Here is a 24801-nt window from a genome sequence, read left to right on the forward strand (position 1 = left end):
TCTTCCCTTTTTCGCCAAATACTATTTTTAAATGACTAACCTGCTTTTTTCATCAGTAGGTCAGTAGCTGCTTTTAACACCGCAGAAGTCACTTGTTTGCCACCAATCATCCTAGCCAGCTCCCGTTTCCGTTCTTCAAAGTCAAGAACCGAAGCCTGAGACACTGTCCTTCCACCTTCTAGGCGTTTCTCGATCTTGATTTGGTGGTCTCCCGATGCCGCAACTTGTTGGGTATGCGTGATGAGGAGAATTTGCGAGTTTCTTGCTAGTTTTTTAAGCTTTGTCGCCATTGCTTCGGCAGCCTCACCTCCGAGACCAGTATCCACCTCATCCAAAACCAACATTTGGGGGGAAGGAGCCTGTTTTCCCAGAACACTCCGAAGGGCAAGCATCACCCGAGACAACTCTCCCCCAGAAGCAACTTTACGGAGAGGCCGTGGTTTTTCTCCTGGATTGGCGCTAAAATAGAACTCAATTTGGTCAAGACCGGATTCAGAGAGAAAATAGGATTTGGAACCTTCTTCCACTTCACCTTCCGGATTTTCTTCCCAACGAAGAACCACTTGGAGTTTTCCACCTTCGAGCCCTAAATCGGACATCTCTTTTTGGACATCTTCCTCAAACTGCGAAATGACATTGCGGCGTAACTTAGACAATTGGAATCCCAGTTCCTTCATCTCGGTGAGGCATTGGTCTTTTTTGATTCGCAAAAAATCTTCATCTCCGGCTTGTTCGTTCCAACGTTCGAGTTCTGATTTTTTTTCTTCGAGAAGTAAGTTGATTTCCGTCAAACTAACGTTATATTTTTTCTTTAATTTTTTGATATCTTGGAGTCTAGATTGAACCATATCCAAACGTTCGGGACTAAAAAATAATTCTTCCTCTTCTTCGCGAATCACAGATTTGAGAGATTTTAACCTGTCATAAACCTCTTCCCATTCATCTAACATTTCCTTTTTTTCAGGAATCAAAATAGAAATCTTTTGAATGGCATGAATGAGAGTCGGGAACACTTTTAGAATTGAATTTTCTTTTTCTGTTAATTCCTCTAACACCAAACGGTAGTTTTCTGCTAATTTTTCTCCATTTGCCAAAAGAGATTCTTCTGTAGACAAAGTTTCATCTTCTCCTTCTTTCGGAGAAACGGATTCAATCTCTTCAATTTCGTATTCGAGGATTTCTTTACGTTTGAGCATGGTTCGTCTCGTTTCCTCAAAATCAGATAATTTTTGTTTCCAATGACGGTATTGTTGTAATGCGGATTTGAATTTGAATTTTAGGGACTCCAAATTACCGAACCTATCAAGAAATTCCAATTGGTTGGATTTTTCCAGTAAGAAAAGCTGTTCGTTTTGGGAATGGATCTCCGCCATAGTTTTTCCTAGTTCTCGCAAATGGGTGGTAGAAGCCAAACTCTCACCAATTTTTACCCGGGCTTTTCCATCCTTCATCAGTTCCTTAGTGATGATGATCTCATCTCCCGTATAACGGAAACCTTGCTCCATCAAATAGTCCTTTGCTAGGTTTTGTCCCGTTAAGGAAAGAACTGCCTGTAAAGAATACCTCTCTTTTCCCTGCCGAATATTGGCAGTGGAACAACGTCCTCCAAACAAGGAAGCCAATGCATCGAAAATTAAGGATTTTCCAGCACCGGATTCGCCAGTAAAGACAGAGAGACCATCCGCAAGGGAAAGTTCCAAGGATTCAAAGAGTGCAAAATCTTTAATTTTCAAATGTGTAATCATATAGACTCCTGTTTGCTATACATACAATTACTACTTAACAAATAGATAGTCAATGAAATTTTTTATTTTAGGCCAAAAAACAAAATTTCTCTCTCTTTCCCATCTGAAACCCTGGTGGAAAAGGCCCTTATGAAAGATTTAGAAGGAAAAATCCACCTTGTTTCCAGCCTTCCCTTATTCCGAAGTTTGTCTCGGAAGGAAAAGGTCTGGGTGGCCGAATCGGTTCATATCGTAGAATCAGAAAGGGAAGAAACCCTATTCACGGCTGGAGACTCAGACCGAAGTTTATATTTAATTCTTTCCGGCGGGATCAAATTGTTTCTGCCAAAAAAAGGGGAAGGGAAACGAGAGGAAGAAGTCCAATACCTCAAAAAGGGGGAATATTTTGGTATCCAATCCCTACTGACTGGAGAAAAACACAGTCATACAGCTGTTACTGTTTCTGAATCAAGATTTCTTGTTCTCTCCCAATCGGGATTCCAAAAATTAATCCAAAAAATTCCTTACTTATCCCTTACATTTTCTAAAATGCTCACAAAGTCACTCCGGGGAGAACTTTTAGGCGGAAGGGAATACTTTCGTAACTCTGTGGTTTGTTTGGTGCATTCCGATCCCATTGCGAAGAATACATTGGCAAAAGAATTAGTAACTTCCATAGAAGAAGAATCCGGAAAAAAATCTGTAATTTTACATTTTGGACAAAATGGACAAACCGAAAACCCTTATGTAAAATCTTATAAATTTAAAGATTCTGACCGAATCAAAGAAACCCTTGGCAAACACTACGCCAGCCATTCTTTTATTTTTTTAGAAGTGTTTCCTGAAACAGACGAAGAACTCAAACGTCTGTTAATCGACGAAGCTGACCATATCGAAAATTATCTTTCTTTGAATCAAAAAATCAATCTTTGTGATTCCATTACGAGTGAATCCAAAGAAAATGAAATCCTTTATCATGAAACCCAAATCCAAGATGTGATTAGTCATGGAAAATGGGAAATCCATGTCAGAAGAAAAGCTAGAGAACTTTCAGGAGTCCAAATTGGTGTGGCTCTCGGTGGTGGCGCTGCCTTGGGGCTAGCTCAGGTCGGAATCATGAAGGTGATGGAAGAGGAAGGTCTTGTTCCTGATATGATTGCAGGAACGAGTATTGGCGCTGTCATTGGAGCTTTTTGGGCCAGTGGACTTGGATACAAGGGAATCTTACCACTACTCGGCGAAATTGATAGTATTTTCAAAATGTTCAAACTGGTGGACTTATCCTTTCCGGGACAAGGCCTTCTCCATGGTAAACATGTTCGTTCCCTTCTTGAAAAGTACTTGGGGGATTTATATTTTGAGGATCTTCCGATCAAACTCAGACTGATTAGTTGTGACATCACAACAAGACAAGAAATTATACTTTCGGAAGGGAAGGTACTCGATGCGGTAATGGCGAGTATTTCCATCCCTGGAGTTTTTGTTCCCCAACCCCAAGAGAATGGAAAAACTTATGTGGATGGCGGGATCGTAAACCCACTCCCTGTTTCTGCTCTAAGCCATGAAGGTGTTGGGAAAATCATCGCCATCAATTCCATGCCTAGTTCCAAAGATGAAATGAAAACAAACAAACTATTGAATTTGAATGTACTGGATATCATTGTGAATAGTTTGTATTCTTTGCAATATCGGATTGGAAAGTACAGTGCTCAGGAAGCAGATGTGTATCTAAACCCCATCCTTCCGAATTCCAATTGGTTTGAATTTTGGCGGAGTTCTGAATTCATCCAACTCGGGGAAACTGTTGTCAAAAGTTCCCTCGAGGAAATAAAACAGTTGTTTAGCGAAAAAACCTAATCCCGATCGGGAGAAAGGATCACTATGTTAAATGGATTTCTTTCGTTTTTTTCAGATTCGGGCAGGGACTCGGAAAACCGTAATGCTCCAGTGATCACAGTCCCAGTTGTGAGCCCTGCAAAAATTCCTTCTTTTTCATAAAGGTCAGCTTGCAAGTGTAAGGCTTCGTCTGGGTTTACATGAAAGTAGTGATCGATCAATTTTGGGTCATAAACTGCTGGAAGTTGGATCCTTTCCCTTTCTTTCGGATTGTCCGTCTTTCCATATTCCATAAAAGGTGAGTTTGGTTTTCCTGCAATGATGACTTTGACACGTCGGTCTTGGGATTTTAAATACCTACCAATTCCTGTGATGGCCCCGCCAGATCCAGGTGCAGAAATGACTGCCCCCACTTTCCCTTGTAAGTCTCTCCAAATTTCAGGCCCTGTAGTTTTGAAATGGAAATTAGGATTTGCGGGATTGGAAGCTTCATCGGGAATCCAGCCGCCAATTTTTTTGGCTTTCTCTTCGGCTAGGTCATACAAACGACTAAGATCCCCTTCATTCGTCACAGTGACCTCGGCTCCATAACTTCGAAGCAATTGGATCCTCTCCGAACTTGTATGAAGAGGGACCAGGCAGTAAACAGGATATCCTTTTACCTTTCCGATCCAAGTGAAACTCACAGAAGAAGAACCGGCACCAACCAGTACCACACTCATTCCTTTTTTTAGTTTCCCTCGCCTTTCTGCATCGATATACATGGCAATGGCAGTACGGTCTTTGGCCGATCCGGTAGGATTTAAAAATTCGGCTTTGAGATAAAACTGAACTCCGGAATATTCCGATCCAATTCGATTCAACCGAATGAGAGGAGTATTTCCAATCAGTTGGAGGATATTGTCCTGAATCGGTCTTGCAACGGAAAGTTCCTTTCCAAAGATACCTTGTACATTGTTAAGCGCCTGAAGTAGACTATTGCCTAAGTCGTCGATGCCTTTGGAAATTGGATCTATCATTATTTTACTTTAATCAGTTCCACATCAAAGATGAGAGTAGAATTCGCAGGAATCGGACCCACGGCACGAGCACCATATCCAAATTGTGGAGGGATGGTGAGTTTACGTTTTCCACCTTCTTTCATTCCTACAATTCCTCGTTCCCAACCTTGGATGACTTGTCCTTGGCCTAATTGGAAACTAAATGGTTCCCCACGATCCACAGAAGAATCAAACACCTTTCCATTGGTAAGTTTACCAGTGTAATGAACCACTACGGTAGTTCCGCGAATGGCCTCTCTTCCTAACCCTTGTTTGGTGTCTTGGATAAGAAGTTCGTCCGCAAAAAGACTACCTGTTACAAATAAAAATCCGAGTAAAATTGAAAACAGTTTCATAGTGCGATTATACAGTTTTCTCGTACAACCAGGGAACTTCTTTTTGGTTCTTTTCCTCAAATTTTTGAATAAAATCGGCCTTTTGGAGGGTGAGTCCGATATCATCAAGTCCATTCAGAAGGCAATGTTTACGAAAAGCGTCCACTTCAAAAGAGTATTTTTTACCCTCTTCTGTCACTACCACTTGGTTTTCCAAATCGATTTCCAAGTTAGCACCTGGCTTTTTATCAATGGTTTGAAAAATTTCTTCTACCTGATTTTCCGGTAAAACGATGGGTAACATTCCATTTTTAAAACAGTTATTGTAAAAAATATCTGCATAAGATGGGGAAATGATGGAACGAAATCCATAATCTTCTAAGGCCCAAGGAGCATGTTCTCTTGAGGATCCGCAACCAAAGTTGTCACGGGTCACAAGAATATTAGAACCTTTGTATCTTTCTGCATTTAAAACAAATTCAGGATTTGGTTTTTTCCCAGCATCATCGAGAAATCTCCAGTCATGGAATAGATGTTGTCCAAACCCTGATCTTTCAATTTTCCGAAGGAATTGTTTAGGAATGATTTGGTCTGTGTCTACGTTTGCCTTGTCTAAAAGGGCCGCGATACCTTTTAACTTTGTAAATGCTTTCATTTTATTTCCACTCCCGAATGTCTACGAAATGTCCTTCGACTGCTACAGCCGCTGCCATCGCAGGGCCAACCAAATGTGTTCGTCCGCCTTTTCCTTGTCTTCCTTCAAAGTTTCTGTTGGAAGTAGAAGCACAACGATCACCTGGTGAAAGAACGTCATCATTCATGGCAAGGCACATAGAACAACCAGGGTTACGCCATTGAAAACCGGCTTCTAAAAAGATTTTATCAAGGCCTTCCGATTCTGCTTGTCGTTTCACGCGACCAGAACCAGGCACAATGATGGCCTCTACTTCTTTGCTAACTTTTTTACCTTTGACAGTGTCCGCAACCACACGTAAGTCTTCGATCCTAGAGTTGGTGCATGATCCAATAAAAACCTTATTCACTTTGACATCGATTAGTTTCTGGCCTGGTTTTAAATCCATATAAGCAAGAGCAGACTCTGCTGATTTTTTTTGCACAGGGTCAGTAAAGTCTGTAGGAGCAGGAACCGTTGCTGTCACAGGAATCACTTGGCCAGGAGAAGTTCCCCAAGAAACCATAGGTGCGATTTCATTTGCATTCAAAACAACTGTTTTATCAAATTTTGCGCCTGTATCCGTTGCATATGCCTTCCATTTAGCAGCTGCTATATCAAAAGCCTCACCTTTAGGAGCAAAGTCTCTTCCTTTGATATAATTGATAGTTGTATCATCAGGGGAAATGAGTCCTGCACGAGCACCAGCTTCGATCGCCATATTGCAGATTGTCATACGGCCTTCCATACTGAGAGAACGAATGGCCTCTCCAGTAAACTCAATCACGTACCCAGTCGCTCCATCGGTTCCAATTTTTCCGATGATCGCAAGAACAATGTCTTTTGCAGAAACCAGTGGAGATAGTTTGCCATCCACACGGATTTCTAAAGTTTTAGGTTTCTTTTGGACGAGAGTTTGTGTCGCAAGAACATGTTCTACTTCCGATGTTCCAATTCCAAAAGCAAGTGCTCCAAATGCACCATGTGTGGCAGTGTGAGAGTCCCCACAAACAATTGTCATACCAGGATGTGTGAGTCCCAGTTCAGGAGCAACAACGTGTACGATCCCATTGTCTGGGTGGTTGATATCAAATAATGTAATTCCGTTTTCTTTACAGTTGTCCATCAGAGTTTGCATTTGCAAAACAGAGATAGGATCTACTGATTTCCAGTCACGAGTCCTTGTGGATACGTTGTGGTCCATTGTTGCATAAGTAGCATCTGGACGGCGCACTTTTCTGTTGGTTAATTTTAAACTCTCAAAAGCCTGTGGGCTTGTCACCTCATGGACTAGGTGTCTATCGATATAGATAAGGCAGGTTCCATCTTCCTCGTGGACCAAATGGTCATTCCAAATCTTTTCAAACATGGTTTTCATAACTAGACTCCCTCACTTCCAGTCATAACTCGGACATGGGGTAGTCTGTCCAGGGAATTTGGAAAAATAGATGAGTTCTAAGGGGTCTGGACTGTAGCCCCATCTACATAGGTTCCCGATATCCCGGAACAATGTGTGGCAGCAGTCCCCGCCCCTCCCGTCAAAGGAGCTGTATAAACGCTGATGATATAACCAACACTGGACTGGGTGACCTTACAAGATCCCACCACACTTGTTTCCGTACATTTAGACGTCTGTTTGGTTCCGGAAAGACAACTTGTGAGATACCCATAATAGTTTTGGCAGACACCACCACCCACAGCACAAGCAAATTTAAAGGTCTTAGTAGAACCCCCGTTGAGAAGGTCAGAAAGGTCTGAATCAGAAATTGTTTGTACGGGAGTACCGTCAGTCAAAACCGTCAGCGGATTTACCGAAGCACTTTCTTTTTGGTAGAGATAGAACAAATAACTCCCAGCCTTTGTAAAAGTGATCACCGTTGCCGGTGAATCTGCTTTGGAATATTCTGTTCCTTCTTTTGCTAGGACTGCTGCAGAAAGATCCAAAGGACAACTTGTCGAAACATAAACAGAAAGCTTCGCATAACGAGAGAGTACGACTCTTGTTCCAATTTGAGCTCCGGTGATTTGCATGACTGCATAATAGGTATCGCCGGCAAGAGCAAAGGAGACTGACTGTGAAGTAGTTGTGATTCCAGTATAACCAGCTTTGATTTGTGTTCCAAGGCCAGCCACAGTACATCCATCCGCTCCCGTTTCTTTAGCTAAAACGAGTGAGGTTGCAGCATCGTTTTTAGAAGTCTCTCCAGAACACCCGAAAAAAACAGAAAAAAGAAAAAAACTCATGAGTAATAAAAACAATTTGAATGGGTACATCCGAAACATAACTCTACCTTCCTCGAAACGATAAGACAGTTTTTCCTATTTGGATTTCGTCCAAGTTATGCAGAACCTTGGGGCGAAGTAATTTTTTGCCATTTAAGTATACACCTGTTTCCGATACACAATCAAACAATATATACTTTCCCTTTTTGTTTTTTATCTTTGCGTGGAGGCCGGCCACAGAGGGGTCATGGAGAACTAAATGATTGGATTCAGAGTTACCAATGGTCATTTCTTCAAACTGTAATGAATACTGTTCTGAATTTTGATTTCCATCTCTTCGTAAAAGAACTGCGTAAGAGTAAGAAGTCCCAGCGGGAGGTGTTTTCTCTGCAATGGTAAGAGCAATTTCACGGTCACGAGCTGCCTTCTCCATTGTTTCTCCATACATCCGATCGTAAACTTGGAGTTCTTCTTTTCTTTCTGAATACTCTGGTTCGAGAGGTGGAGCTGTTAGGATGCCTTGGTCTCGTTCTTCATAACCACGTAAATAATACAAAGCCGCCAAACAAAGAAAAATGAAAAACAAACTGACCGGGAAAAAGAATAAGGGATCCGAAAGTTTCAAATACAAGGATTTGAAAAAAGATAGTTCATACCGAAATTCAAATCGTATCCCCTGGTCTACTGAAACCAAACTTCCCGCCACTGAATTCGTTTTCCACTGCGACAAATTCCAAAGAGAAAAATATACTAATTCATAATCTGGATTTCCCAAATGACGCAAATAGGAAAAAAGTTCCGGATAACTGTCTGACTTTGTGATTGGGTAATGGCTTCCATTCGCATAACTTGCTAACTTCGTTGCTTCTAAAGAACTTGGGGCAAGAACAATGAGTTGGAGGTTTTTATCTCGGATTCGTTTTGCAAGTTCCGGAATCTCAAATCGATCCTGCCATTCAGGAGAGAAACTAACAAATATCAGAACATGGTCTTCGGTGGATGTATTTTTAGGAATCCCTTCTAAAAAGTTTTCCCAGTTCCGGATGGGATACACTGGAGCCGGTTCTTTGGGAAAAGGAAAAGATATGTCTAAAACATTAGAACGAATCCTTTCAAAAGAATGTTTATTGGAATCCGACTGGATTTGTAATTTAGACGTCCCACCCGTTTGTTCCGAAATTTTGACCAGTTGGTTTGCCAATTGGATGATCCAACGTCTGTCTTCTGCATTAGAATAACTGGGAATGGATATGTATAAGTGGACAGGATTTTTTGATTCCAAAGGATCCAAACGAAAGGATTCGGTAAGTCTTGCCACAGAACTAAGTTCTTCGGAAAGAACAAATCCTTGGGGTGTAACATTTGTATTGGAATGGAATCGAACCTTAACTTCTGGATAAGAACGAACGTCTATCGACCTGAGTTTGAATCCAGGATCTGCTAAAAGAATGGTGGGTAATAATAGAAAGAGGAAAATCCCATTACGAAAAGAGAAGAGAAGCTTCCTTAAGTTGTTTTCCATATTCTGTTTTTGGCTCCAGGTTTTGGTTTAGAACCGAAATGGTTTCTATGACTTCCCCTTCTTTCATTATCGTAACTTGGGAGGCCAGACTTTCGATGATCCGAAGTTCGTGTGTAATAAAAACAACTGATACCCCCATTTTTGCAAGGTTTTGGATGGTTTCCAAGACAATTTTTTCAGAAAAGGCATCGAGGCCTGTGGTGGGTTCATCCAAAATCAAAATTGCAGGAGTTCGTAAAAAAGCGAGGGAAAGTAGAATCCTCTGCTTTTCGCCGCCGGAAAGGGTTCTTGCATACTGCTTCCAATGAGTTCTGGGAATGGACAACTGATCCCAAGTGGAAAGTATAGATTCATAAGGAACCTTGTTTAGTCCCGATAGTTTGAAAAAATCTTTGATTTGTGCTTCTATGGTGCGGAAAGGGTGGAAGGCAGAATTTGGATTCTGTGGAACCATAAAAACTTGCGAACGAAAAGAATTCGAAAGAACATCTTCGCCGAGCACAGTAAATAAATCGTATCGGAGTCGGCAACCTTGGGGGATCATTCCAAATAGGGAAAATCCAAGTGTGGATTTTCCGGATCCTGATTCTCCAATGATCCCATAAATGATTCCTTTGGGAATTTCTAAAGAAATTCCTTTCCAAATCCTTTGCCCACCCTTTGTTTCGATGGTTGCATTTTTGATTTGGACAACGGGAAACTCAGTCGAGGCCAAAGAGTTCCTTTTCAATGATGCTACAAAGAATATGACCAATCAGAATATGGCATTCTTGGATTCGAGCCGTTACTTTTGATGGGACAATGATTTCCACATCAGCCTTTCCTTTTAGTTTTCCACCGTCTCCACCCAAAAACAAAACAACCTTCATTCCAATTTTCCGAGCTTCCTCAACCGCCAAAATGATGTTTTGCGAATTTCCAGAAGTGGTGAGTCCAACAAAAACATCAGAAGGTTTTCCAAATGCCTGAACTTGTCTTTGGAAAACATATTCATATCCATAATCATTGGAACAAGCGGTAAGAACTGCTTGGTCACTGTTGAGGGCAAGGGCTGGGATGGCTTTTCTTTCATTGCCAGATTTGTAACGAACTACAAGTTCGGCTGCGATATGTGATGCATCACAACTAGAACCTCCATTCCCACAAAAGTATAATAATCCATTTTGTTTGAGTGATTCTACCAGAAGTTTCCCAGCACTTTCAATGGAAGGCAGAAGAACAGGGAGTAACTGTTGTTTTACGGCAATTGAATCTTCGATTTGTGATTGGATGAGTGATTTATGATCCATGTTTTATTTCCTTTTCTCTTCTTTCTTTAATGGTATTGACAGCATTGCCAAATTCGACAAGAGCAGACCCGAATCCAAATAAGTTTTTGGCTTTGGAATAAGGGTTATTTTGGTCTGCATTGCCGAGATTCAGATAAAATAATTCATCTCTTACGAGTTTCTTCTGTCTATCCGTTGCCACGGACTCAAAAAAAATTCGGCACTCTTCCCCGATAGCAAGCATTGCAAGTGCCATGGAATTGGGTTTCATTTGTAACACTAGTTGTTCCTGCCAAAATCGTTCGAAGGAAAGAACCACTCTCCAATCTTCACGAGGAGCATCGTTATCTAAAAATAAATCTGTTTTGGGAATGGAAAGAGCTGATAATAATCCATCCACACCCGAAAGATCTTTTGTTAAACTTTTATTTAGTTCCCCTTCATCCACAAACAAAACGCCGGCCCATTTATCTTCTTTATTTTTATACAAATGATTTCCAGTGACTAAAATCAAAGAATAATCTAATCCTTCTGCTCGAAACAATTTTTCGTTTGTTTTTGTTAAGCGAAACTTAGGTGATTCGAAAACTACGCCTGAACTCACTTGTTTTGTGCGTAGTTTCTTTTTCCAATTGTCTAGGGCTACAGCCCATTCCATAGCGAATGATTTTGGTTCTTTTTTTCTTTTTGTTTGGTCTTGGTCTTCAGTTTTCCCATTCGAACGGAAAAAATTTAAGAACCGGGCAAAAATTCCTGGTTTGGATGGTTTTTTAGTTTTTGCCATATTCTTTTCTAATATTAGACGGCCGCTCAATTTGTTTTCGATCCAACTCATATAGTTTGGCGTATTTCAGAAAGGTAGAAAAAGAGGAAGCAATTGCAATCCAAAGTCCAGGAATCCCATCCAAGAACCCAAACTTAAAAATATAAATTTCAAAAAATTTACCCAGTGGTTTCAGAATCGTTTTAATCAAAGAAAATCTTTCGCCTTTCGCATAACGAGTATAAGCAACGATACTTGAGAATTGATTGATGGTAGTGATTTGATGACTAAAATCAGTAAAACTATAATGTAGGATATCTCCTTTCATTGTTTTCCCGTGAGAACCGGTTTTTAATTCAATGTAATCGTGGGGGTTTTCGCCGACCCAAGTAGCTGCCTTTTTTTGGAACAAACGAAACCGGCGCAAAGGATACCAACCACTATAACGAATCCACCGACCCAAATGATAGGTTAACCTTGCTATTTTAAATCCATCCGCGTTTACCAATTCTGATTCTAGAAACAGTTCGATAGACTGCACCAATGTTTTGTCAGCTCGTTCATCGGCATCTAGAGATAAAATCCAATCATTGGAACAAAAACCAATGGCCTTGTTCTTTTGTTCCACATGGCCAGGAAATGGGGACTCATAAAATTTGACTTTGGAAAAGGAAGTCGCAATTTCTTTTGTACGATCCGTACTTAACGAATCTAAAACAACGATTTCGTCGGCAACGGACTCGATGGATCGAATACAATCCCCGATATTTTTTTCTTCATTGAAGGTGATGATGGCCACCGACAATTTTCTTTTTCTCTTGCCTTCCATAGGAGTTAAAACCTATTCTTAGAACCAAATATGATTGGGAAAGAAACATTTCATAAGATTTCTGTTGTTTTTCTATACCTTTTTTTCGCTCTTTCTCCGTTTTCCATTAGCCTTTGCCAGATTTTTGCCGGTGCCTCCCTATTCTTTTTGTTCTTGGATTGTATCCAAAAAAGAGAACTTCCCCAGTTCGAAACCCAGACCCTTTTTTGGATTTTACTCTACCTTAGTTTTCTTTTCACACCCGCATCCAACGGGAACGAAACTAACTGGAAAAAAACCATTCTAGGTTCTGAGTTTGGAGATGTCTGGATGGCCTTTTTATTATTACACCATACAAGGCTCTCATACCGAGAAAAAACAAAGTTAAAACAAGCGGTGTTGGTCGGAGCCGTTTTTCTAATTCTATCTGGCCTTGTTTCTTTACTATTCCCGTATCGGCTTGCACCCTATGTGATGGATGGATTCCAATATATCGAGGGGAAACGACTTCCGCACCTACTGGTTGTCCTCTGGCAAAAACTACCTCTCTACTTGCCGATTGGTTTCCAAAGTACCCATCTTACGTATGGTGGATTACTCGCGATTTATCTCCCTTCTATTTTCCAAAGAACCTTTCGTTGTTTTCAAATTGCAAAAACAAAACCAATTCCTTATTTCTATAAAATCTTTTTTCTGGCATCCAGTTTTGTTGGTTTTATCTTACTTTTCCTCAACCAGAGTCGTTCCATTTGGTTTGGACTTCTGTTTGGGATCTTTTTGATTTCCTTTCAAAAAAAGATCAAAATCAAAAAATATCTACCTGCACTTAGTTTGGGGATTTTGGTATTTGTGGGGATAGTTTTTTTTCTCTACCAAAACAATTGGCTTTTCCAAAGAGCCATCGACGATTTATTCGCTAAACGATCGTTAGAGAATCAAAGGGTATGGATTCATAAAATGAATTTTGCGATCCTAAAGGATTTTTATTTCTTAGGAATCGGATCCGGTAATTACCAAACAGAATTTATAACACAGGCAAAAACTTTGGTTAAAGAATTTCCTGAGTTGTATTATGATCTTTCGATCACTCCCAAATCCCATGCGCATTTTGATTTTTTAGAGTTTTGGATTTTGGGTGGTTTCACCGCAGTGGTTTCGTTTCTTAGTTTTTTATACTTAGAAACAAAACTCATTTTAAGAGCAGGTAAACAAACAGGATTTTATTTAGGTTTTTTTGCCATTGTCTTTGCTGGAAGTTTTCAATGTTATCTGGTTGATGATGAAGTCCTCCTTCCCTTCCTAGGGATTTTATGTTTGTTACCTTCTGGAAAATTAAAAAATTTTACGCAGTCTCTTCCCTCGAAAAAAAACGATGAAAAGAAAGTATTCGCATCCATTCTTTTTTGGATTTTCCTCTCGAGTTTGGGAGCTCTTTATTTGACCAAAACTCCAGCGAAGGATCTTTTTTTTCACAGAACTCGCACAGATCTAAACTTTCCCGCTGCCTTAGCGCAAGTCTCCATCAATGCCAGTGCGCCAGTGAATGTACCAGAGGGTACCAAAGAATTGTATTTTAAACTCGCTGGATGTTTGGATCATGATTCTAACTTTAACGAAACGCACAAAGTCAGAGAGGTGCCAGTTGGATTCCAAATCCATTGGGAAGACTTAACAAGTGGAGAACTCCCCGAATCCATAGAATTAGAAATTCGCAAACGAGAAAGTTTTGACCAAGACAAAGAATACAGAGTCCAAGCGGAACGAATTGTAAAAAAAGTGAGTTTTAAAAATTCAAAACAAATCCAAAGGTTCCAAGTCGATCCGAAAGAATATTTAGGAAAGGAACCAGAGTTTATCGATTTTGGACTGAAGTATACTTGGAAGGGAGAAAGACCGGTTTTGCCTAGAATTGAGATTTCGGGAAACTGTGAATGATAGGGGGAAGAGTAAGAGATGTTGATTTTAATTTGGTTTGATTAGGAACGTCCGCGGGAATCGCTTCGATCTTCGGCCATCCTGGCCTTTCGATCTCAGCCCGTCCTACTCGCGACTTCGGACATCCTGTCCTCAGAAAAATGGCTTCACGCTCCCTATGGGTCACTAGGATGAAGAGATGCTAGAATTAAGTTTTGGTTTGATTAGGAATGTCCGCGGGAATCGCTTCGATCTTCGGCCATCCTGGCCTTTCGATCTCAGCCCGTCCTACTCGCGACTTCGGACATCCTGTCCTCAGAAAAATGGCTTCACGCTCCCTATGGGTCGCTACCATTTTTTTCGCTCGTAGTCGTTCGATTCATACCTGGAGCGGGAATCGAACCCGCACGGGATTACTCCCACAGGATTTTAAGTCCTGTGTGTCTACCAGTTCCACCATCCAGGCGAATTTTCAGTGATAGGCGTCGGCCGGATTCGAACCGGCGGTCAAGCTTTTGCAGAGCCATGCCTTACCACTTGGCCACGACGCCAATCGTGACTTTGGATAGGCTAAAATGTGAAGGCCTGGTGTCAAATGGAAACTGAATTCACTTTTCATCGGATTGTAACATTTCTCTAAAAAATCAAATTGCTTATGTTTTTAGAACGGATGGGCTGTAAATATGAACCTAAAGACCTTTCTCGCTGTCGCCATTCTATCGATTGTCTCTCAAAATTCTTATGCGGACACGGTAACAGTGAAAGCAACCAAAGAGGTAATGGAAAACGTAAAAACTTCCACCCCAACAGCCAATTATGTTTTGGTAGAATCAAAAGATGGCACCAAACAAGCGTTTAAGAAATCTGCTGTGGCTGTGGTTTCCCTTCCTGTTGTTTGGGAAGAACCTCAAGCAGAAAAACCTGGACTTTTTGGATCCCTATTTACTTCCAAAGCAACTAAGGATACACCAAATACAGAATCCACAAATTCGGAAGAACCAAAAGAAAACCCAGAAAACCAAAGTTTTTTAAAAAGAAGGTTTCCTGAACTTGCGATCGGCGGGATGGCCCTACTTTGGATCCTTCTTCCTTAAACCACTGTTTCAAGAAGAAATCTACAAATATCTGACCTCACTCCCATTCAATCGTTCCCGGCGGTTTGTGAGTGAGATCATACAACACCAAAGAAATTTGCGGTAAAACTAACAACTCTTTGGTGATACGTTCCAAAATCTTTCTATCCATTTCGTAAAAATTAGCAGTCATCGCTTCGGTTGATTCTACTGGGCGTAACACTACCCCATAAGAATTTGCGCGTAAACCCACAGGAACAAGAACCACGGGCATCTGCCAGATAGAAGTATGAATGGACTCTTCATAGAGAATTCGGTTCACAATCGCATCCGCTTCTCTTAAAATATCTGAATGTTCTTTGTCTAGGGTCAGTTTGGTATAATGAAAGGCTCCCGAAAAATGACCTATCCCCGGGGCAAAAACCACTCGATTGATTTCTTTTTTGAAATTGGTGATCTCAACGGCACATTCATCCAATTCTTTCCAGTTCGTGGTAAAATCATTCAACACAGCGCAGTGGGCATAACTTCTTTGGTCCCCTTGCACTCCGACAGAAAGAATTGGTAAAATTTTGACTTCTGCCTTTTTCTTAGAAAGACCCAAATCAGAAAAATCGAGGACTGGAGGTTTGGTCTCTGGGCTTGCGATCATTCGCACCACAAGGCCAGGCCCTGGGAATGGATGCCTTTCAATCCAACGTTCCGGAAGGCCAAGAAGCCTTCCGAGTTCCCTCACTTCATCTTTGTACAAATCCGCAATGGGTTCGATGATCTTTCCCTCTTGGATGAGTTTTTCAATTTGAGGGACACGGTTGTGATGGGTTTTGATTTTATGAGAATGTTTGGTTCCCCCTGATTCAATGGTGTCTGGGTAAATGGTTCCTTGGCCAAGAAGCCAATGTTCCGAATCCAAACCCAGGGAATCTGTGGCTTTACTTTGTGCTTCTAAAAAGAGATCTCCCACAATGCGACGTTTCTTTTCGGGTTCAAATTCTGATTCTAAATGTTTGTAAAAAATTTCACTTTCATCCCAAATGGTGAGATCAAAACCAACTTGGTGCAGATTGTCCATAAGATCCTTCACTTCATTTTTCCGCATAAACCCTGTATCCACAAGGAGTCCCTTCACTCGGTCTTTCCCAAGTGCTTTGGCAAGAAGTAGATAAGCAACAGAAGAATCCACACCACCTGACACGAGTAAAAATACATTTTTACCAGGCGGGACTTTTTTTTGTAACTCAGAGATTTGTTCTTCTAGAAACTGCGAGATACTCCAACTTGCTCCCGCATTACAAAGATTCACAAAGTTACGAAGTAAAACTTCTCCTTCCTCAGAGTGTGTCACTTCTGGATGGAATTGGATTCCAAATTGTTTTTTAGACTCATTAGAAACAAACGCATAACGACAATTATCTGATGATGCCACAATCTGAAATCCATCAGGCATACGAACCACTTCATCCCCGTGGCTCATCCAAACTTTTGTTTTTGGAGAAAGGGATTTGGAAAGTAACGAATTTGGATTTTCAATTTCTAAAAGGGCGGGGCCGTATTCTTTCGAATTGGAAGAAACCACCTCACCACCAAGGGCCTTCATTAACAATTGGTGTCCGTAACAGATTCCAAGAATGGGAACGGAAGTTTTAAAAAATCCGTCAGGTAAAAGTGGAGCGCCCTTCTCATACACACTACTCGGGCCACCTGAAAGAATGATTCCAGCATAGGACGAGTAAACGGACAAAGGTTCTTCGTTGGAGAGAATTTCTGTATAGGCTCCGAGCCTACGAATTCGGGATGCGATGAGGTGAGCGTATTGACCGCCGAAATCGACGACTGCAATTTTTTTATCACTTTTCATGGGATGATTCCAAAATAATTTTGCAATTGTCGGGGTAAACAAATGTCGGAAAAAAAATCAGAATCTTCTTATGAGGACAAACAAGACCATATCCCGTCCTGGAAAACCCCGGAAATCGAGTGGTTTGCCAATGTTTATGCCGGAAAAGAATACAATATCGAATTTACCATCCCGGAATTTACCGCTGTTTGCCCAAAAACAGGCCTTCCCGACTTTGGTTCTATTTTTATCGAATACATTCCTCGGATGCGCTGTGTAGAACTCAAATCGCTAAAAGAATACATGATGTCCTACCGAAATGTGGGAATTTTCCATGAAAATGTAGTAAACAAAATCCTAGAAGACTTTGTCCAAGCAGTGGATCCTCTATATGTAAAAGTGGTGGGTGATTACAATGTTCGGGGCGGAGTAAAGACAATCGTTAGGCGAGAGTATAAAGCGTAAATGGAAAATCTAATTGGCTACATTGCAGCCTTTTTAACAACCGTATCTTTTCTTCCGCAGGTGTTACGAGTTGTTATGACCAAACAAACCAGAGACATCAGCCGCAATATGTACATCATGTTTTTTTTGGGTGTCCTTTTATGGTTTGTGTATGGAGTTTTAAAATCTGATTTTCCTATCATTCTTGCGAATGGGGTCACTATATTTTTTGTATCGATCATTTTATATTATAAACTAAAAACAGAAGGTGAGACATGAGAAAAGCTTATGTAGACAAAGACAATTGTACCTCTTGCAACCAATGTGCTGATAATATGCCGAAATACTTTATGATGGATGAGGATGATGTTTCCCAAACGCATATCGGGGGTGAGTCAATCAATGATGCGATGATCCCAGACGAAGACGAAAAAAAAGTGCAAAAGGAAATGGATGAATGCCCAGGGGAATGTATCCACTGGAAAAAACATTAATCGAAACGTTTAACCATTCATCCAATGATGAAAGGTTCGGAATTTTTCTTCTAAAAAATCGACATCCTCTTCTCGACTCACTAGATACAGCTGGTTTTCAAAACCCAAACAATCCTTTTCGTTTGAGTATAATGGAGATTTTGTCCCGAGTAAATACTTTGGCAAAACAGAAACACCGCTCCCAAACTCCAATGCCGTTCTGATATCGTGAAGGTTTGGTAAAACCGAATATTTTTTTAATTTTGGCCTAGAATCAAAATTCACCTTCCAGAACCTGCGAACAATCGCGAAGTCTTCGCTATACACAAACCAATGTTGGTTTTCCATCCATGTTTTTAAAAAATCTAGTTTGGGTTTGGTTTGTCCACGGAATGGAAAATTGGCATCCGAACTGATGGATTTTGATGCCACAAATACAAATTTTTCATTGTACAATTCTTCTAACATTATCCCTGGAACATTTAACTTTTGATTGGTGATGACTAGATCAATCTCCTTTTTTGTTAAAGCATCCAAGAGTTCAGGCGGATGGCCATACTGTACATGAAAACTTTCCCCCGAAGCAGAAAGTTTTGGCAAAAATTTTTCTAAAAAAATCTCCTTGGCTGAACCAATCCTAAGCCTGCGGATATTTTCTTTAGGTTTCAATTGCCCTTCCATTCGTTCCAATTCTTCGATCGGGCCTGCGATCTGAACATACAACCGTTTGGCGGCGTCAGTGGGAATTAAATCTCTAGATGTGCGGCGAAATAAAACTTCTTTTCTATGCCTTTCCAGAGATTGTAAATGTAAACTCAAGGCCGGCTGGGAAAGCCCAAGGATTTTTCCTGCTTTGGTTAAATTCCTCTCGCGATAGATACAGTAAAAACTTTGATACAATTCGATCGGATTCATCTTGATATTAATATTTTAATAATAAACAATAAACACCATCATTATTCTAATATCTAGTTTCCCTTGTCTAAAAAATCAGATAGGAAAAAATTCTCCTATCGCAGTTAAATTAGAAACTGCAAACAAAGCGAGGATCCAATGAAAAAAGTATTATTTGTATTAACGAGCCACGGTGAAAAAGGGAATGCCGGTTCCACTGGTTACCATTTGGGAGAAGTTGCTCACCCATGGAAGGTCTTACACGATGCCGGAGTGGAAATGGATTTGGTCAGTCCGAAAGGGGGTGAACCTCCTGTAGATGGATTTGATTTGGAGGATGTAGCCAATAAAGAATTTTGGAACCATCCAGTTTACCAAACAAAACGCATCCATACAAAGTCCCCAAAAGAAATTAAGGCAAGTGACTACTCAGCCATCTATTTTGCCGGCGGGCACGGAACCATGTGGGACTTTCCTGATAATGCGGAACTCCAAAACCTAACAAGATCAATCTATGAATCGGGAGGAATTGTTGGGGCAGTTTGCCACGGTCCCTCGGCCCTTGTCAATGTCACCCTGTCTGATGGATCGAAACTGATTGCAGGCAAACGAGTGAATGGATTTTCCAACGAAGAAGAAGAGATTGTGAAACTAGAAGGAGTAGTCCCTTTTCTTTTGGAAGACCAACTGATTGCTGCCGGTGGTAAGTATTCCAAATCAGCACCTTGGAATAGTCATGTGGAAGTGGATGAAAGAGTTGTTACAGGACAAAACCCGCAATCAGCAAAAGCTGTGGGCGAGGCCATTCTTAGTTTATTAAAAAAATAAGAAGAACCCTTTCATCTAAACCGATTCAAATCGAATCGATTTTGGATCAAGGCTTTGTGTGCAAGGGCGGCACACGAGGCCCATTGGTTTTCTTTTCTTTAAAACCTAACATATCTTTTACGATTCTAAATACATCTTTTACCGATTGGAACTGGTGTTTTTTTCCCGTTGGATCATATACAAATCCAATGGTTTTCATCTCAGGGTTTGCATTCCAATACCCATGTCCGTGGATCTTTGTTTGGGACTTGGTAAACACTTCTCCTTTTCTCGTTCCGCTAAAAAACATAGGTGCTCTCGTCCGAAAAAGTCCCAAGACACTAGGATGAATTTTCTTTTGTAGATCACGATTTTCTTCCGAATCTATCGATGGATTTTCAATTTCACCTAACATTTTATTGGTGGATCCTGGTATCCATTCGACTCCTGGGCAGGCAGTCAAAATTTCAGAAACAAGGGATTGGATTTCCCCATCAGCAAATTGAGCGTTCGCACCTGGCAAAAGGATGGCTGTTCCTCCGGAACTTTTAAAGGTTAACTGAAATGTTCCTGCATCGTCATTGATATAACCTTTTTGTTTTAAAATTACATTGGGGGCACAAACAACATCAGCAGAATGAAACCCGTGGTCTGAAACAATCACAAGTCCCGGACCTTTGGGCGAAAATGCACCAACGGACTGTAAAAATTCAAAAATGGCTTTATCCAGTTCCAAAAGTCGCGTAAGGGCTTTTTCCGCTCCTGGGCCAAACCCATGGTGGTTGGTATCCAGATCCGTAGTGTAAACCAACATCAGATCCGGTTTTTTATTTTGAAAGAGCCAAGTGGCTGTTTTTAATTTCACTTCATCTTTTGAGACGTCGTTTAACGGAGATCCTACGGCAAGTTCAGCATCTTTGTGAAGATCCTTGGTGGAAAGCACTCGAAGGAGTTTGTCATCCTCTGGGATTTTTTTTCTCCAGTATTGGGGAAGGTTCCAATCAATGCCAGCACCCACAGTGACTGGCCAAAATACGTTAGCGGTGGTTTTGTGATTTTCTTTTGCCAAATCCCAGAGTGTTTGACTTGAGATATCTTCGGTATACCACATCCATCCCCCATCATTTTTTTCAAATGGATCAGACAAAGTATTGTTATAAATGCCATGTTCTGCGGGATCTTTTCCCGTCACCATAGAGGTATGTGCTGGATACGTTACCGAAGGATTGACGGTTGTGATTTCGGAAACTCCGTATTTTTGAAAGAGTTCTGCTAAATGGGGGAAATAAGAACGATACTTTAGATCCGACCAATAGTAAGCAGGAAACCCATCAATCGATAAAACAATCGTTTGGCGAATCTTAGCTGGTTTCCCCGCATGTTTCTCCAAAGTTTTTTTGGGGAGTTTTGCCTCTAAGGATAGAGAACCGAAAAGGACCATCAAAATCCCGAAGGCTGAAACCAAACGAACATGCATTCCCAAGGAAAAAAATACCTGAGAGACAATTTCTAAAGAGAATGAAATTGGACGCAAAAGCTTCAAGAAAGTGGAAAATCTTTTCAATCTTTTCTCTGATCTTTTAAATCTTCGCATAAACTCTGTTTAGCGAATAAAATTTAGTATTCTTGTTCCGATCTTGTAGATCCGAGAAGTTCGTCTGGAATGTCCTCAATGCTATCCCCAATTTGGATGGCAAGGCGGTTCCCTACACGACCCGGTGTGGCCTTGAATTTACTGCGATCTCCCACTTTTACCATAAGGTCGGTTTTGATCGGAGTGTTTTCTAGTTTGATCACATCCCCTACATGTAAGTTCATGAGATCATTGAGAGAGATGTCCACACTTCCCACTTCGGAAATCAGAGGGATTTTGACCTGGTCAAGTCGCTCTTGGATGACGGCTCGGTTTTCATCCACTTCCCCTTTACGAATCGAGGAATACCAATACTGTGCTGAAAGTTTATTGATGATTGGTTCAATAGTGATGTAGGGAATACAAAGGTTTGTCATCCCTTCCACTTCTCCCACTTTCGTTTCTAGGGTAATTAATACCACCATGTCATTGGGAGGAACTACCTGTGCGAATTGTGGGTTTGTTTCGATGTTTCCAAGCCGTGGACGTAAATCGATTACCGTGGACCATGACTCTCGTAAGTTTCCAAGAATCCTAACAATGATCCCTTCCATTACCGATAACTCGATATCCGAAAGTTCTCGGTTGACCTTGGAAGATTCTCCCTTACCACCAAACAGACGATCGATGATGGTAAAGGAAATGGATGGATCGATTTCTAAAATGGCAGATCCGCGGAGTGGATCCATATTGATCACAGCAAGAGTCGTTGGGTTTGGGATGGAACGAATGAATTCTTCGTAAGTCAACTGATCCACAGAAGCCACGTGCACCACAACAAGGGCTCGAAGCTGTGCCGATAGGCCAGTGGTTGCCAAACGGGCAAAGGTCTCGTGCATCATCTGGAGTGTACGAATTTGGTCTTTTGAAAATTTATCCGGACGTTTGAAGTCGTAGATTTTGACTTTCTTTTGTTCCCCAACCGATGAGTATTCATCCTCGGAGACTTCCCCTGAGGAGATGGCGTTTAACAGGGCATCAATTTCGTCTTGGGAAAGGATTTCCGTCATTTTTTTACCTTTACGAGTAAGTTTTTAATCTGCCAAAATCCAACTCGGCTTCCTTCTTCTTGTCGCAAGGTGTATATATATTCGTACCTTGTTTTGAACCGACCCATCGTTCTTTCTACGTAAACTTGAACTCGGGCATCTCGTTTGGACGGATAGTCCACGTTCATGACCTTAAAGTATTTTAAAACACCAGAGGGTGTCTCCGTCAAATACTCTTTGAAATCTTCAATGATTGTTTCGCGTTCCCCGAGACCGGCTTCGGTATAGGCACTACTGTAACGATCATAAGCTAAAATATATTCGGAAAAATCGATCCACTTAAAATGGTATTCCCAATGTTTTTTCATCTCGGCGCCGAGAAATAAAAAGATGGTCTCTTCTGGAGAAAGTCCTCCATTTTCCGTGATTTGGCGGGAGACAGTTTCCTTTCTTTCTCCTTTGGAGTTTTGAAAAAGAAATCCTACGGTATTCTGCGAGCGAAGGAAGGCAGATTTGTCTTCTGTATAATTGGGATAAAAATACCCGGTCACATAGAACTTTTGGTCTGGTAAAAAACTATAGTGTTCATCTAGGTAGATGGTTTTGGAAAAAGATTCATTGCGATGGAGGCTGATTTCTTTATTTTCATCCCCAACCAAATTCACGATGGTGGTTCTTCTTTTTAGAATTGGATCTGGAAATTCAGGATCTTCAATGGGAGTGAGGATGCGGTCGTTTTCGTCTTTCACAATGATTTGAAATGAGTAACGGTAATCAAAGGAAGGAAAAACTCGAACCACTTCCTTTCCTGTATTGGTTACGGTAAAGGTAAGCGGAACTCTTTCTCCTGCTTGGTAACTTCGTTTGGTTAAGGAAAGACTGATTTTTGACTGGAGGGAGACAAAATTATCAATCCGTTCTCCCCTGGCATCTCTGTCTGGAAATGCATAGAGGGAATCTACCAAAAGAATTCCTAAAATCATCAAATTTCGGAGAGACCGCATACAGTTTAAGATTTCGGCAGGTCTTGGAATTTTCGAAAGAATTTTTAGGACATAAAAATGATTATCCGGCACCCATTTTGGCTTCTTCCAAAATATAGTCGGCGATGCGGATGAGTCTTGTCATCACCCCACCTAATTTTTTGTATTGGTAGTAGTTTTCCCTTTGTTTGTCCAAATGTGGTTCCACAAGGGCCACCGTTTTGGAGGAAACCTTTAGGTTTTTGATCTCGTTTTCCGTGACCCCGTAAAGGTTGGCCTCAGAAACAAAACGGTTTAGTTCCTTCACCAAACTTTCATCCGTAAGATCTTGGATTTCAAAAACCTTTTCGATTTTTAAAATAAAGTCAGTTAATGTACGTTTGATTTTCGATTCTTCCTCTGTGGGGCGACGTTTGGAAGTGACTTGGTTTAAGGATTCGTATCTTTCGAGGGCTGTTTCATACAGTTGGCTCATTTTTGATTTTTGGCCGAGGATAAAACTGATAAAACTAAGAAGACCCACAAAGGTATCGGGGTATCGGTTGATTCCCCCGATCTCGTCGAGTGCATTCGCAAATCCTTCTTCATTATGAGGTACGGTCAAAATGAACTTTAACACCGGTTCCACGGAAGAACCCGATGTGTATTTTTGAATGACTTCGATTCCTTCTAAGTAGTTCATTGGCGTTTGTCTATGATGACAACCTTACGGATTGTCGTCTGCAAGTTTCCTTTTTCAATGATTCGGTCGAGCACGTCATACCCAGTAACCAAAAATCCAAATACGGTATGGAGGCCATCGAGATGGGGAGTGTCCACTTGGTTGATAAAAAACTGAGAACCGTTGGTATTGGGTCCGGCATTGGCCATCGCCAAGGATCCACGAAGGGCTTTTTTACTAGGAAGCGCTTCATTGTAACGGTAACCCACTCGGTGTAATACCTCCAAAACAGGTAGTTCCATGGCTTCTTGGTAAGCCTTTTCTACCTCAGTTCGTTTTTCTTCAAACTCCGCTCTCGATTGGATTTTGAATTCTGTGAGGACAGCTCGTTGTAATTGGGATTGGTATTGGGGAGCATCTTTGATTTTAACTTTGTCAAGACCGAGCGCCTTCCCATTGATTTCATCTTCTGTTTGGTATCCAGGCCCACCGGTTCCGTCACCACGAGGGCATCCACCTTGTGCCATAAAGTTTTCTATCACTCTGTGGAACTTGAGCCCATCGTAGAACGGCCGTCTTTCGGAACCTTTGTCGGTTTTGAAGTCTTTTTCACCTTGAGCCAAATCGATAAAGTTCTGCACTGTTTTAGGTGCTGCCGCATCATAAAGTTCTAAAACCAAATCACCCGCGGTGGTAGAGAACACAGCGTAAATGGCAGGTTTCTCCGGCAATTTTACTGTAGTCACATCCTGGCGTTTGACAATGACTTTGGAAGGAGAATAGGATACTGGTTCATAAGTGATTTTTTTGAAGGTTTGATCACTGCAAAATATGGTTTGGGAAAGAACCAAAAAGAGAAAGGTAAAAAGAGGAATTTTGTTTAAGATACTGGATTTCATAT

At 41.1% G+C, this 24801-nt stretch carries 25 protein-coding genes and 2 tRNA genes; 7 read left to right on the forward strand and 20 right to left on the reverse strand.

Going from position 1 to position 24801, the window contains the following annotated elements; translation table 11 throughout:
* Positions 1-35 precede the first annotated feature (35 nt).
* A complete protein-coding gene (recN, locus tag EHQ16_RS16950) occupies positions 36-1745 on the reverse strand; it encodes a DNA repair protein RecN (protein WP_135632371.1) in 1710 nt (569 codons plus the stop codon).
* A gap of 129 nt (positions 1746-1874) precedes the next feature.
* On the opposite strand from recN, the gene EHQ16_RS16955 reads away from it, so the two are divergent.
* The gene (locus tag EHQ16_RS16955) at positions 1875-3581 is read left to right on the forward strand and encodes a patatin-like phospholipase family protein (protein WP_135632372.1); all 1707 of its coding nucleotides are present in this window, start codon (positions 1875-1877) and stop codon (positions 3579-3581) included.
* Here the strand turns inward: EHQ16_RS16955 and EHQ16_RS16960 are convergent.
* The 10 genes from EHQ16_RS16960 to EHQ16_RS17005 form a co-directional block, all read right to left on the reverse strand.
* Positions 3578-4579: a PLP-dependent cysteine synthase family protein gene (locus tag EHQ16_RS16960; RefSeq protein WP_135632373.1), complete on the reverse strand. Its 1002-nt coding sequence runs from the start codon at positions 4577-4579 to the stop codon at positions 3578-3580. The genes EHQ16_RS16955 and EHQ16_RS16960 overlap by 4 nt on opposite strands.
* On the reverse strand, positions 4579-4956 hold the full coding sequence (locus EHQ16_RS16965; protein WP_135632374.1) for an FKBP-type peptidyl-prolyl cis-trans isomerase: 378 nt from the start codon (positions 4954-4956) through the stop codon (positions 4579-4581). The genes EHQ16_RS16960 and EHQ16_RS16965 overlap by 1 nt, the downstream gene beginning before the upstream one ends.
* Before the next feature lie 7 nt (positions 4957-4963).
* Positions 4964-5590 (reverse strand): 3-isopropylmalate dehydratase small subunit, encoded by a 627-nt coding sequence (gene leuD, locus EHQ16_RS16970; protein ID WP_135632375.1) that lies wholly within the window; start codon positions 5588-5590, stop codon positions 4964-4966.
* Position 5591: 1 nt separating this feature from the next.
* Positions 5592-6986: a 3-isopropylmalate dehydratase large subunit gene (gene leuC, locus EHQ16_RS16975; RefSeq protein WP_135632376.1), complete on the reverse strand. Its 1395-nt coding sequence runs from the start codon at positions 6984-6986 to the stop codon at positions 5592-5594.
* A 77-nt stretch (positions 6987-7063) separates the two neighbouring features.
* Positions 7064-7852: a hypothetical protein gene (locus EHQ16_RS16980; protein ID WP_409035616.1), complete on the reverse strand. Its 789-nt coding sequence runs from the start codon at positions 7850-7852 to the stop codon at positions 7064-7066.
* Between the two features lie 43 nt (positions 7853-7895).
* Entirely contained in the window at positions 7896-9353 is a 1458-nt protein-coding gene (locus EHQ16_RS16985; RefSeq protein WP_135632377.1) for an FHA domain-containing protein, read from the reverse strand.
* Positions 9313-10068: an ATP-binding cassette domain-containing protein gene (locus tag EHQ16_RS16990; protein WP_135632378.1), complete on the reverse strand. Its 756-nt coding sequence runs from the start codon at positions 10066-10068 to the stop codon at positions 9313-9315. The genes EHQ16_RS16985 and EHQ16_RS16990 overlap by 41 nt, the downstream gene beginning before the upstream one ends.
* Positions 10055-10642 (reverse strand): D-sedoheptulose 7-phosphate isomerase, encoded by a 588-nt coding sequence (locus EHQ16_RS16995; protein WP_135632379.1) that lies wholly within the window; start codon positions 10640-10642, stop codon positions 10055-10057. The genes EHQ16_RS16990 and EHQ16_RS16995 overlap by 14 nt, the downstream gene beginning before the upstream one ends.
* Positions 10632-11405, reverse strand: a complete 774-nt coding sequence (locus tag EHQ16_RS17000) for an LBBP_01157 family protein (RefSeq protein WP_135632380.1) — start codon at positions 11403-11405, stop codon at positions 10632-10634. The genes EHQ16_RS16995 and EHQ16_RS17000 overlap by 11 nt, the downstream gene beginning before the upstream one ends.
* Positions 11392-12213 (reverse strand): glycosyltransferase family 2 protein, encoded by an 822-nt coding sequence (locus EHQ16_RS17005; protein WP_135632381.1) that lies wholly within the window; start codon positions 12211-12213, stop codon positions 11392-11394. The genes EHQ16_RS17000 and EHQ16_RS17005 overlap by 14 nt, the downstream gene beginning before the upstream one ends.
* 30 nt (positions 12214-12243) lie before the next feature.
* On the opposite strand from EHQ16_RS17005, the gene EHQ16_RS17010 reads away from it, so the two are divergent.
* Complete coding sequence (locus EHQ16_RS17010) at positions 12244-14127, forward strand: O-antigen ligase family protein (RefSeq protein ID WP_135632382.1); 1884 nt, start codon at positions 12244-12246, stop codon at positions 14125-14127.
* A gap of 361 nt (positions 14128-14488) precedes the next feature.
* Here the strand turns inward: EHQ16_RS17010 and EHQ16_RS17015 are convergent.
* Both EHQ16_RS17015 and EHQ16_RS17020 read right to left on the reverse strand, forming a co-directional pair.
* Positions 14489-14572 (reverse strand) — tRNA-Leu (locus EHQ16_RS17015).
* Positions 14573-14586: 14 nt separating this feature from the next.
* Positions 14587-14657 (reverse strand) — tRNA-Cys (locus tag EHQ16_RS17020).
* 132 nt (positions 14658-14789) lie between these two features.
* Here EHQ16_RS17020 and EHQ16_RS17025 point away from each other — a divergent pair.
* A complete protein-coding gene (locus EHQ16_RS17025) occupies positions 14790-15200 on the forward strand; it encodes an LIMLP_04285 family protein (protein ID WP_135632383.1) in 411 nt (136 codons plus the stop codon).
* A 37-nt stretch (positions 15201-15237) separates the two neighbouring features.
* Here the strand turns inward: EHQ16_RS17025 and guaA are convergent, their stop codons facing one another.
* A complete protein-coding gene (guaA, locus tag EHQ16_RS17030; protein WP_135632384.1) occupies positions 15238-17037 on the reverse strand; it encodes a glutamine-hydrolyzing GMP synthase in 1800 nt (599 codons plus the stop codon).
* 42 nt (positions 17038-17079) lie between these two features.
* Between guaA and queF the strand changes: the two genes are divergently transcribed.
* From queF to EHQ16_RS17045, 3 genes are read left to right on the forward strand one after another with little or no spacing between them, the layout of a single operon-like run.
* Positions 17080-17481: a preQ(1) synthase gene (gene queF, locus EHQ16_RS17035; RefSeq protein WP_135632385.1), complete on the forward strand. Its 402-nt coding sequence runs from the start codon at positions 17080-17082 to the stop codon at positions 17479-17481.
* The gene (locus EHQ16_RS17040; protein ID WP_135632386.1) at positions 17482-17739 is read left to right on the forward strand and encodes a SemiSWEET transporter; all 258 of its coding nucleotides are present in this window, start codon (positions 17482-17484) and stop codon (positions 17737-17739) included. It begins immediately after the preceding gene.
* Positions 17736-17954, forward strand: a complete 219-nt coding sequence (locus EHQ16_RS17045; RefSeq protein ID WP_100719354.1) for a ferredoxin — start codon at positions 17736-17738, stop codon at positions 17952-17954. The genes EHQ16_RS17040 and EHQ16_RS17045 overlap by 4 nt, the downstream gene beginning before the upstream one ends.
* Before the next feature lie 9 nt (positions 17955-17963).
* Here the strand turns inward: EHQ16_RS17045 and EHQ16_RS17050 are convergent, their stop codons facing one another.
* A complete protein-coding gene (locus tag EHQ16_RS17050) occupies positions 17964-18848 on the reverse strand; it encodes a LysR family transcriptional regulator (protein WP_135632387.1) in 885 nt (294 codons plus the stop codon).
* 138 nt (positions 18849-18986) lie between these two features.
* On the opposite strand from EHQ16_RS17050, the gene EHQ16_RS17055 reads away from it, so the two are divergent.
* The gene (locus EHQ16_RS17055; RefSeq protein WP_135632388.1) at positions 18987-19655 is read left to right on the forward strand and encodes a type 1 glutamine amidotransferase domain-containing protein; all 669 of its coding nucleotides are present in this window, start codon (positions 18987-18989) and stop codon (positions 19653-19655) included.
* A gap of 46 nt (positions 19656-19701) precedes the next feature.
* Here EHQ16_RS17055 and EHQ16_RS17060 read toward each other — a convergent pair whose 3' ends face one another.
* The 5 genes from EHQ16_RS17060 to EHQ16_RS17080 all read right to left on the reverse strand — a co-directional run bounded on the left by EHQ16_RS17060 (position 19702) and on the right by EHQ16_RS17080 (position 24799).
* Positions 19702-21075 (reverse strand): alkaline phosphatase family protein, encoded by a 1374-nt coding sequence (locus EHQ16_RS17060; RefSeq protein WP_244242126.1) that lies wholly within the window; start codon positions 21073-21075, stop codon positions 19702-19704.
* 176 nt (positions 21076-21251) lie between these two features.
* Positions 21252-22277, reverse strand: coding sequence for a flagellar motor switch protein FliM (fliM, locus tag EHQ16_RS17065; RefSeq protein WP_002974265.1), 1026 nt, complete (start codon positions 22275-22277; stop codon positions 21252-21254).
* Positions 22274-23260: a hypothetical protein gene (locus EHQ16_RS17070; protein WP_135632389.1), complete on the reverse strand. Its 987-nt coding sequence runs from the start codon at positions 23258-23260 to the stop codon at positions 22274-22276. Before EHQ16_RS17070 ends, fliM begins: the two co-directional genes overlap by 4 nt.
* A 61-nt stretch (positions 23261-23321) precedes the next feature.
* The gene (locus tag EHQ16_RS17075; protein ID WP_135632390.1) at positions 23322-23921 is read right to left on the reverse strand and encodes a hypothetical protein; all 600 of its coding nucleotides are present in this window, start codon (positions 23919-23921) and stop codon (positions 23322-23324) included.
* Positions 23918-24799: a peptidylprolyl isomerase gene (locus tag EHQ16_RS17080; RefSeq protein WP_135632391.1), complete on the reverse strand. Its 882-nt coding sequence runs from the start codon at positions 24797-24799 to the stop codon at positions 23918-23920. Before EHQ16_RS17080 ends, EHQ16_RS17075 begins: the two co-directional genes overlap by 4 nt.
* Positions 24800-24801 lie beyond the last annotated feature (2 nt).

It is taken from the genome of Leptospira kanakyensis, assembly GCF_004769235.1.
Lineage (GTDB): Bacteria > Spirochaetota > Leptospiria > Leptospirales > Leptospiraceae > Leptospira_A > Leptospira_A kanakyensis.

Coding starts and splice junctions, on each gene's coding strand:
- EHQ16_RS17025 (WP_135632383.1), top strand. CDS start 14,790: ATGAACCTAAAGACCTTTCTCGCTGTCGCCATTCTATCGATTGTCTCT.
- EHQ16_RS16965 (WP_135632374.1), bottom strand. CDS start 4,956: ATGAAACTGTTTTCAATTTTACTCGGATTTTTATTTGTAACAGGTAGT.
- EHQ16_RS16960 (WP_135632373.1), bottom strand. CDS start 4,579: ATGATAGATCCAATTTCCAAAGGCATCGACGACTTAGGCAATAGTCTA.
- leuC (WP_135632376.1), bottom strand. CDS start 6,986: ATGAAAACCATGTTTGAAAAGATTTGGAATGACCATTTGGTCCACGAG.
- EHQ16_RS17005 (WP_135632381.1), bottom strand. CDS start 12,213: ATGGAAGGCAAGAGAAAAAGAAAATTGTCGGTGGCCATCATCACCTTC.
- EHQ16_RS17050 (WP_135632387.1), bottom strand. CDS start 18,848: ATGAATCCGATCGAATTGTATCAAAGTTTTTACTGTATCTATCGCGAG.
- EHQ16_RS16995 (WP_135632379.1), bottom strand. CDS start 10,642: ATGGATCATAAATCACTCATCCAATCACAAATCGAAGATTCAATTGCC.
- EHQ16_RS17045 (WP_100719354.1), top strand. CDS start 17,736: ATGAGAAAAGCTTATGTAGACAAAGACAATTGTACCTCTTGCAACCAA.
- EHQ16_RS16985 (WP_135632377.1), bottom strand. CDS start 9,353: ATGGAAAACAACTTAAGGAAGCTTCTCTTCTCTTTTCGTAATGGGATT.
- EHQ16_RS17075 (WP_135632390.1), bottom strand. CDS start 23,921: ATGAACTACTTAGAAGGAATCGAAGTCATTCAAAAATACACATCGGGT.
- EHQ16_RS17060 (WP_244242126.1), bottom strand. CDS start 21,075: ATGGTCCTTTTCGGTTCTCTATCCTTAGAGGCAAAACTCCCCAAAAAA.
- leuD (WP_135632375.1), bottom strand. CDS start 5,590: ATGAAAGCATTTACAAAGTTAAAAGGTATCGCGGCCCTTTTAGACAAG.
- EHQ16_RS17010 (WP_135632382.1), top strand. CDS start 12,244: ATGATTGGGAAAGAAACATTTCATAAGATTTCTGTTGTTTTTCTATAC.
- EHQ16_RS17000 (WP_135632380.1), bottom strand. CDS start 11,405: ATGGCAAAAACTAAAAAACCATCCAAACCAGGAATTTTTGCCCGGTTC.
- EHQ16_RS17080 (WP_135632391.1), bottom strand. CDS start 24,799: ATGAAATCCAGTATCTTAAACAAAATTCCTCTTTTTACCTTTCTCTTT.
- queF (WP_135632385.1), top strand. CDS start 17,080: ATGTCGGAAAAAAAATCAGAATCTTCTTATGAGGACAAACAAGACCAT.
- recN (WP_135632371.1), bottom strand. CDS start 1,745: ATGATTACACATTTGAAAATTAAAGATTTTGCACTCTTTGAATCCTTG.
- EHQ16_RS17040 (WP_135632386.1), top strand. CDS start 17,482: ATGGAAAATCTAATTGGCTACATTGCAGCCTTTTTAACAACCGTATCT.
- guaA (WP_135632384.1), bottom strand. CDS start 17,037: ATGAAAAGTGATAAAAAAATTGCAGTCGTCGATTTCGGCGGTCAATAC.
- EHQ16_RS17070 (WP_135632389.1), bottom strand. CDS start 23,260: ATGCGGTCTCTCCGAAATTTGATGATTTTAGGAATTCTTTTGGTAGAT.
- EHQ16_RS16980 (WP_409035616.1), bottom strand. CDS start 7,852: ATGAGTTTTTTTCTTTTTTCTGTTTTTTTCGGGTGTTCTGGAGAGACT.
- fliM (WP_002974265.1), bottom strand. CDS start 22,277: ATGACGGAAATCCTTTCCCAAGACGAAATTGATGCCCTGTTAAACGCC.
- EHQ16_RS17055 (WP_135632388.1), top strand. CDS start 18,987: ATGAAAAAAGTATTATTTGTATTAACGAGCCACGGTGAAAAAGGGAAT.
- EHQ16_RS16955 (WP_135632372.1), top strand. CDS start 1,875: ATGAAAGATTTAGAAGGAAAAATCCACCTTGTTTCCAGCCTTCCCTTA.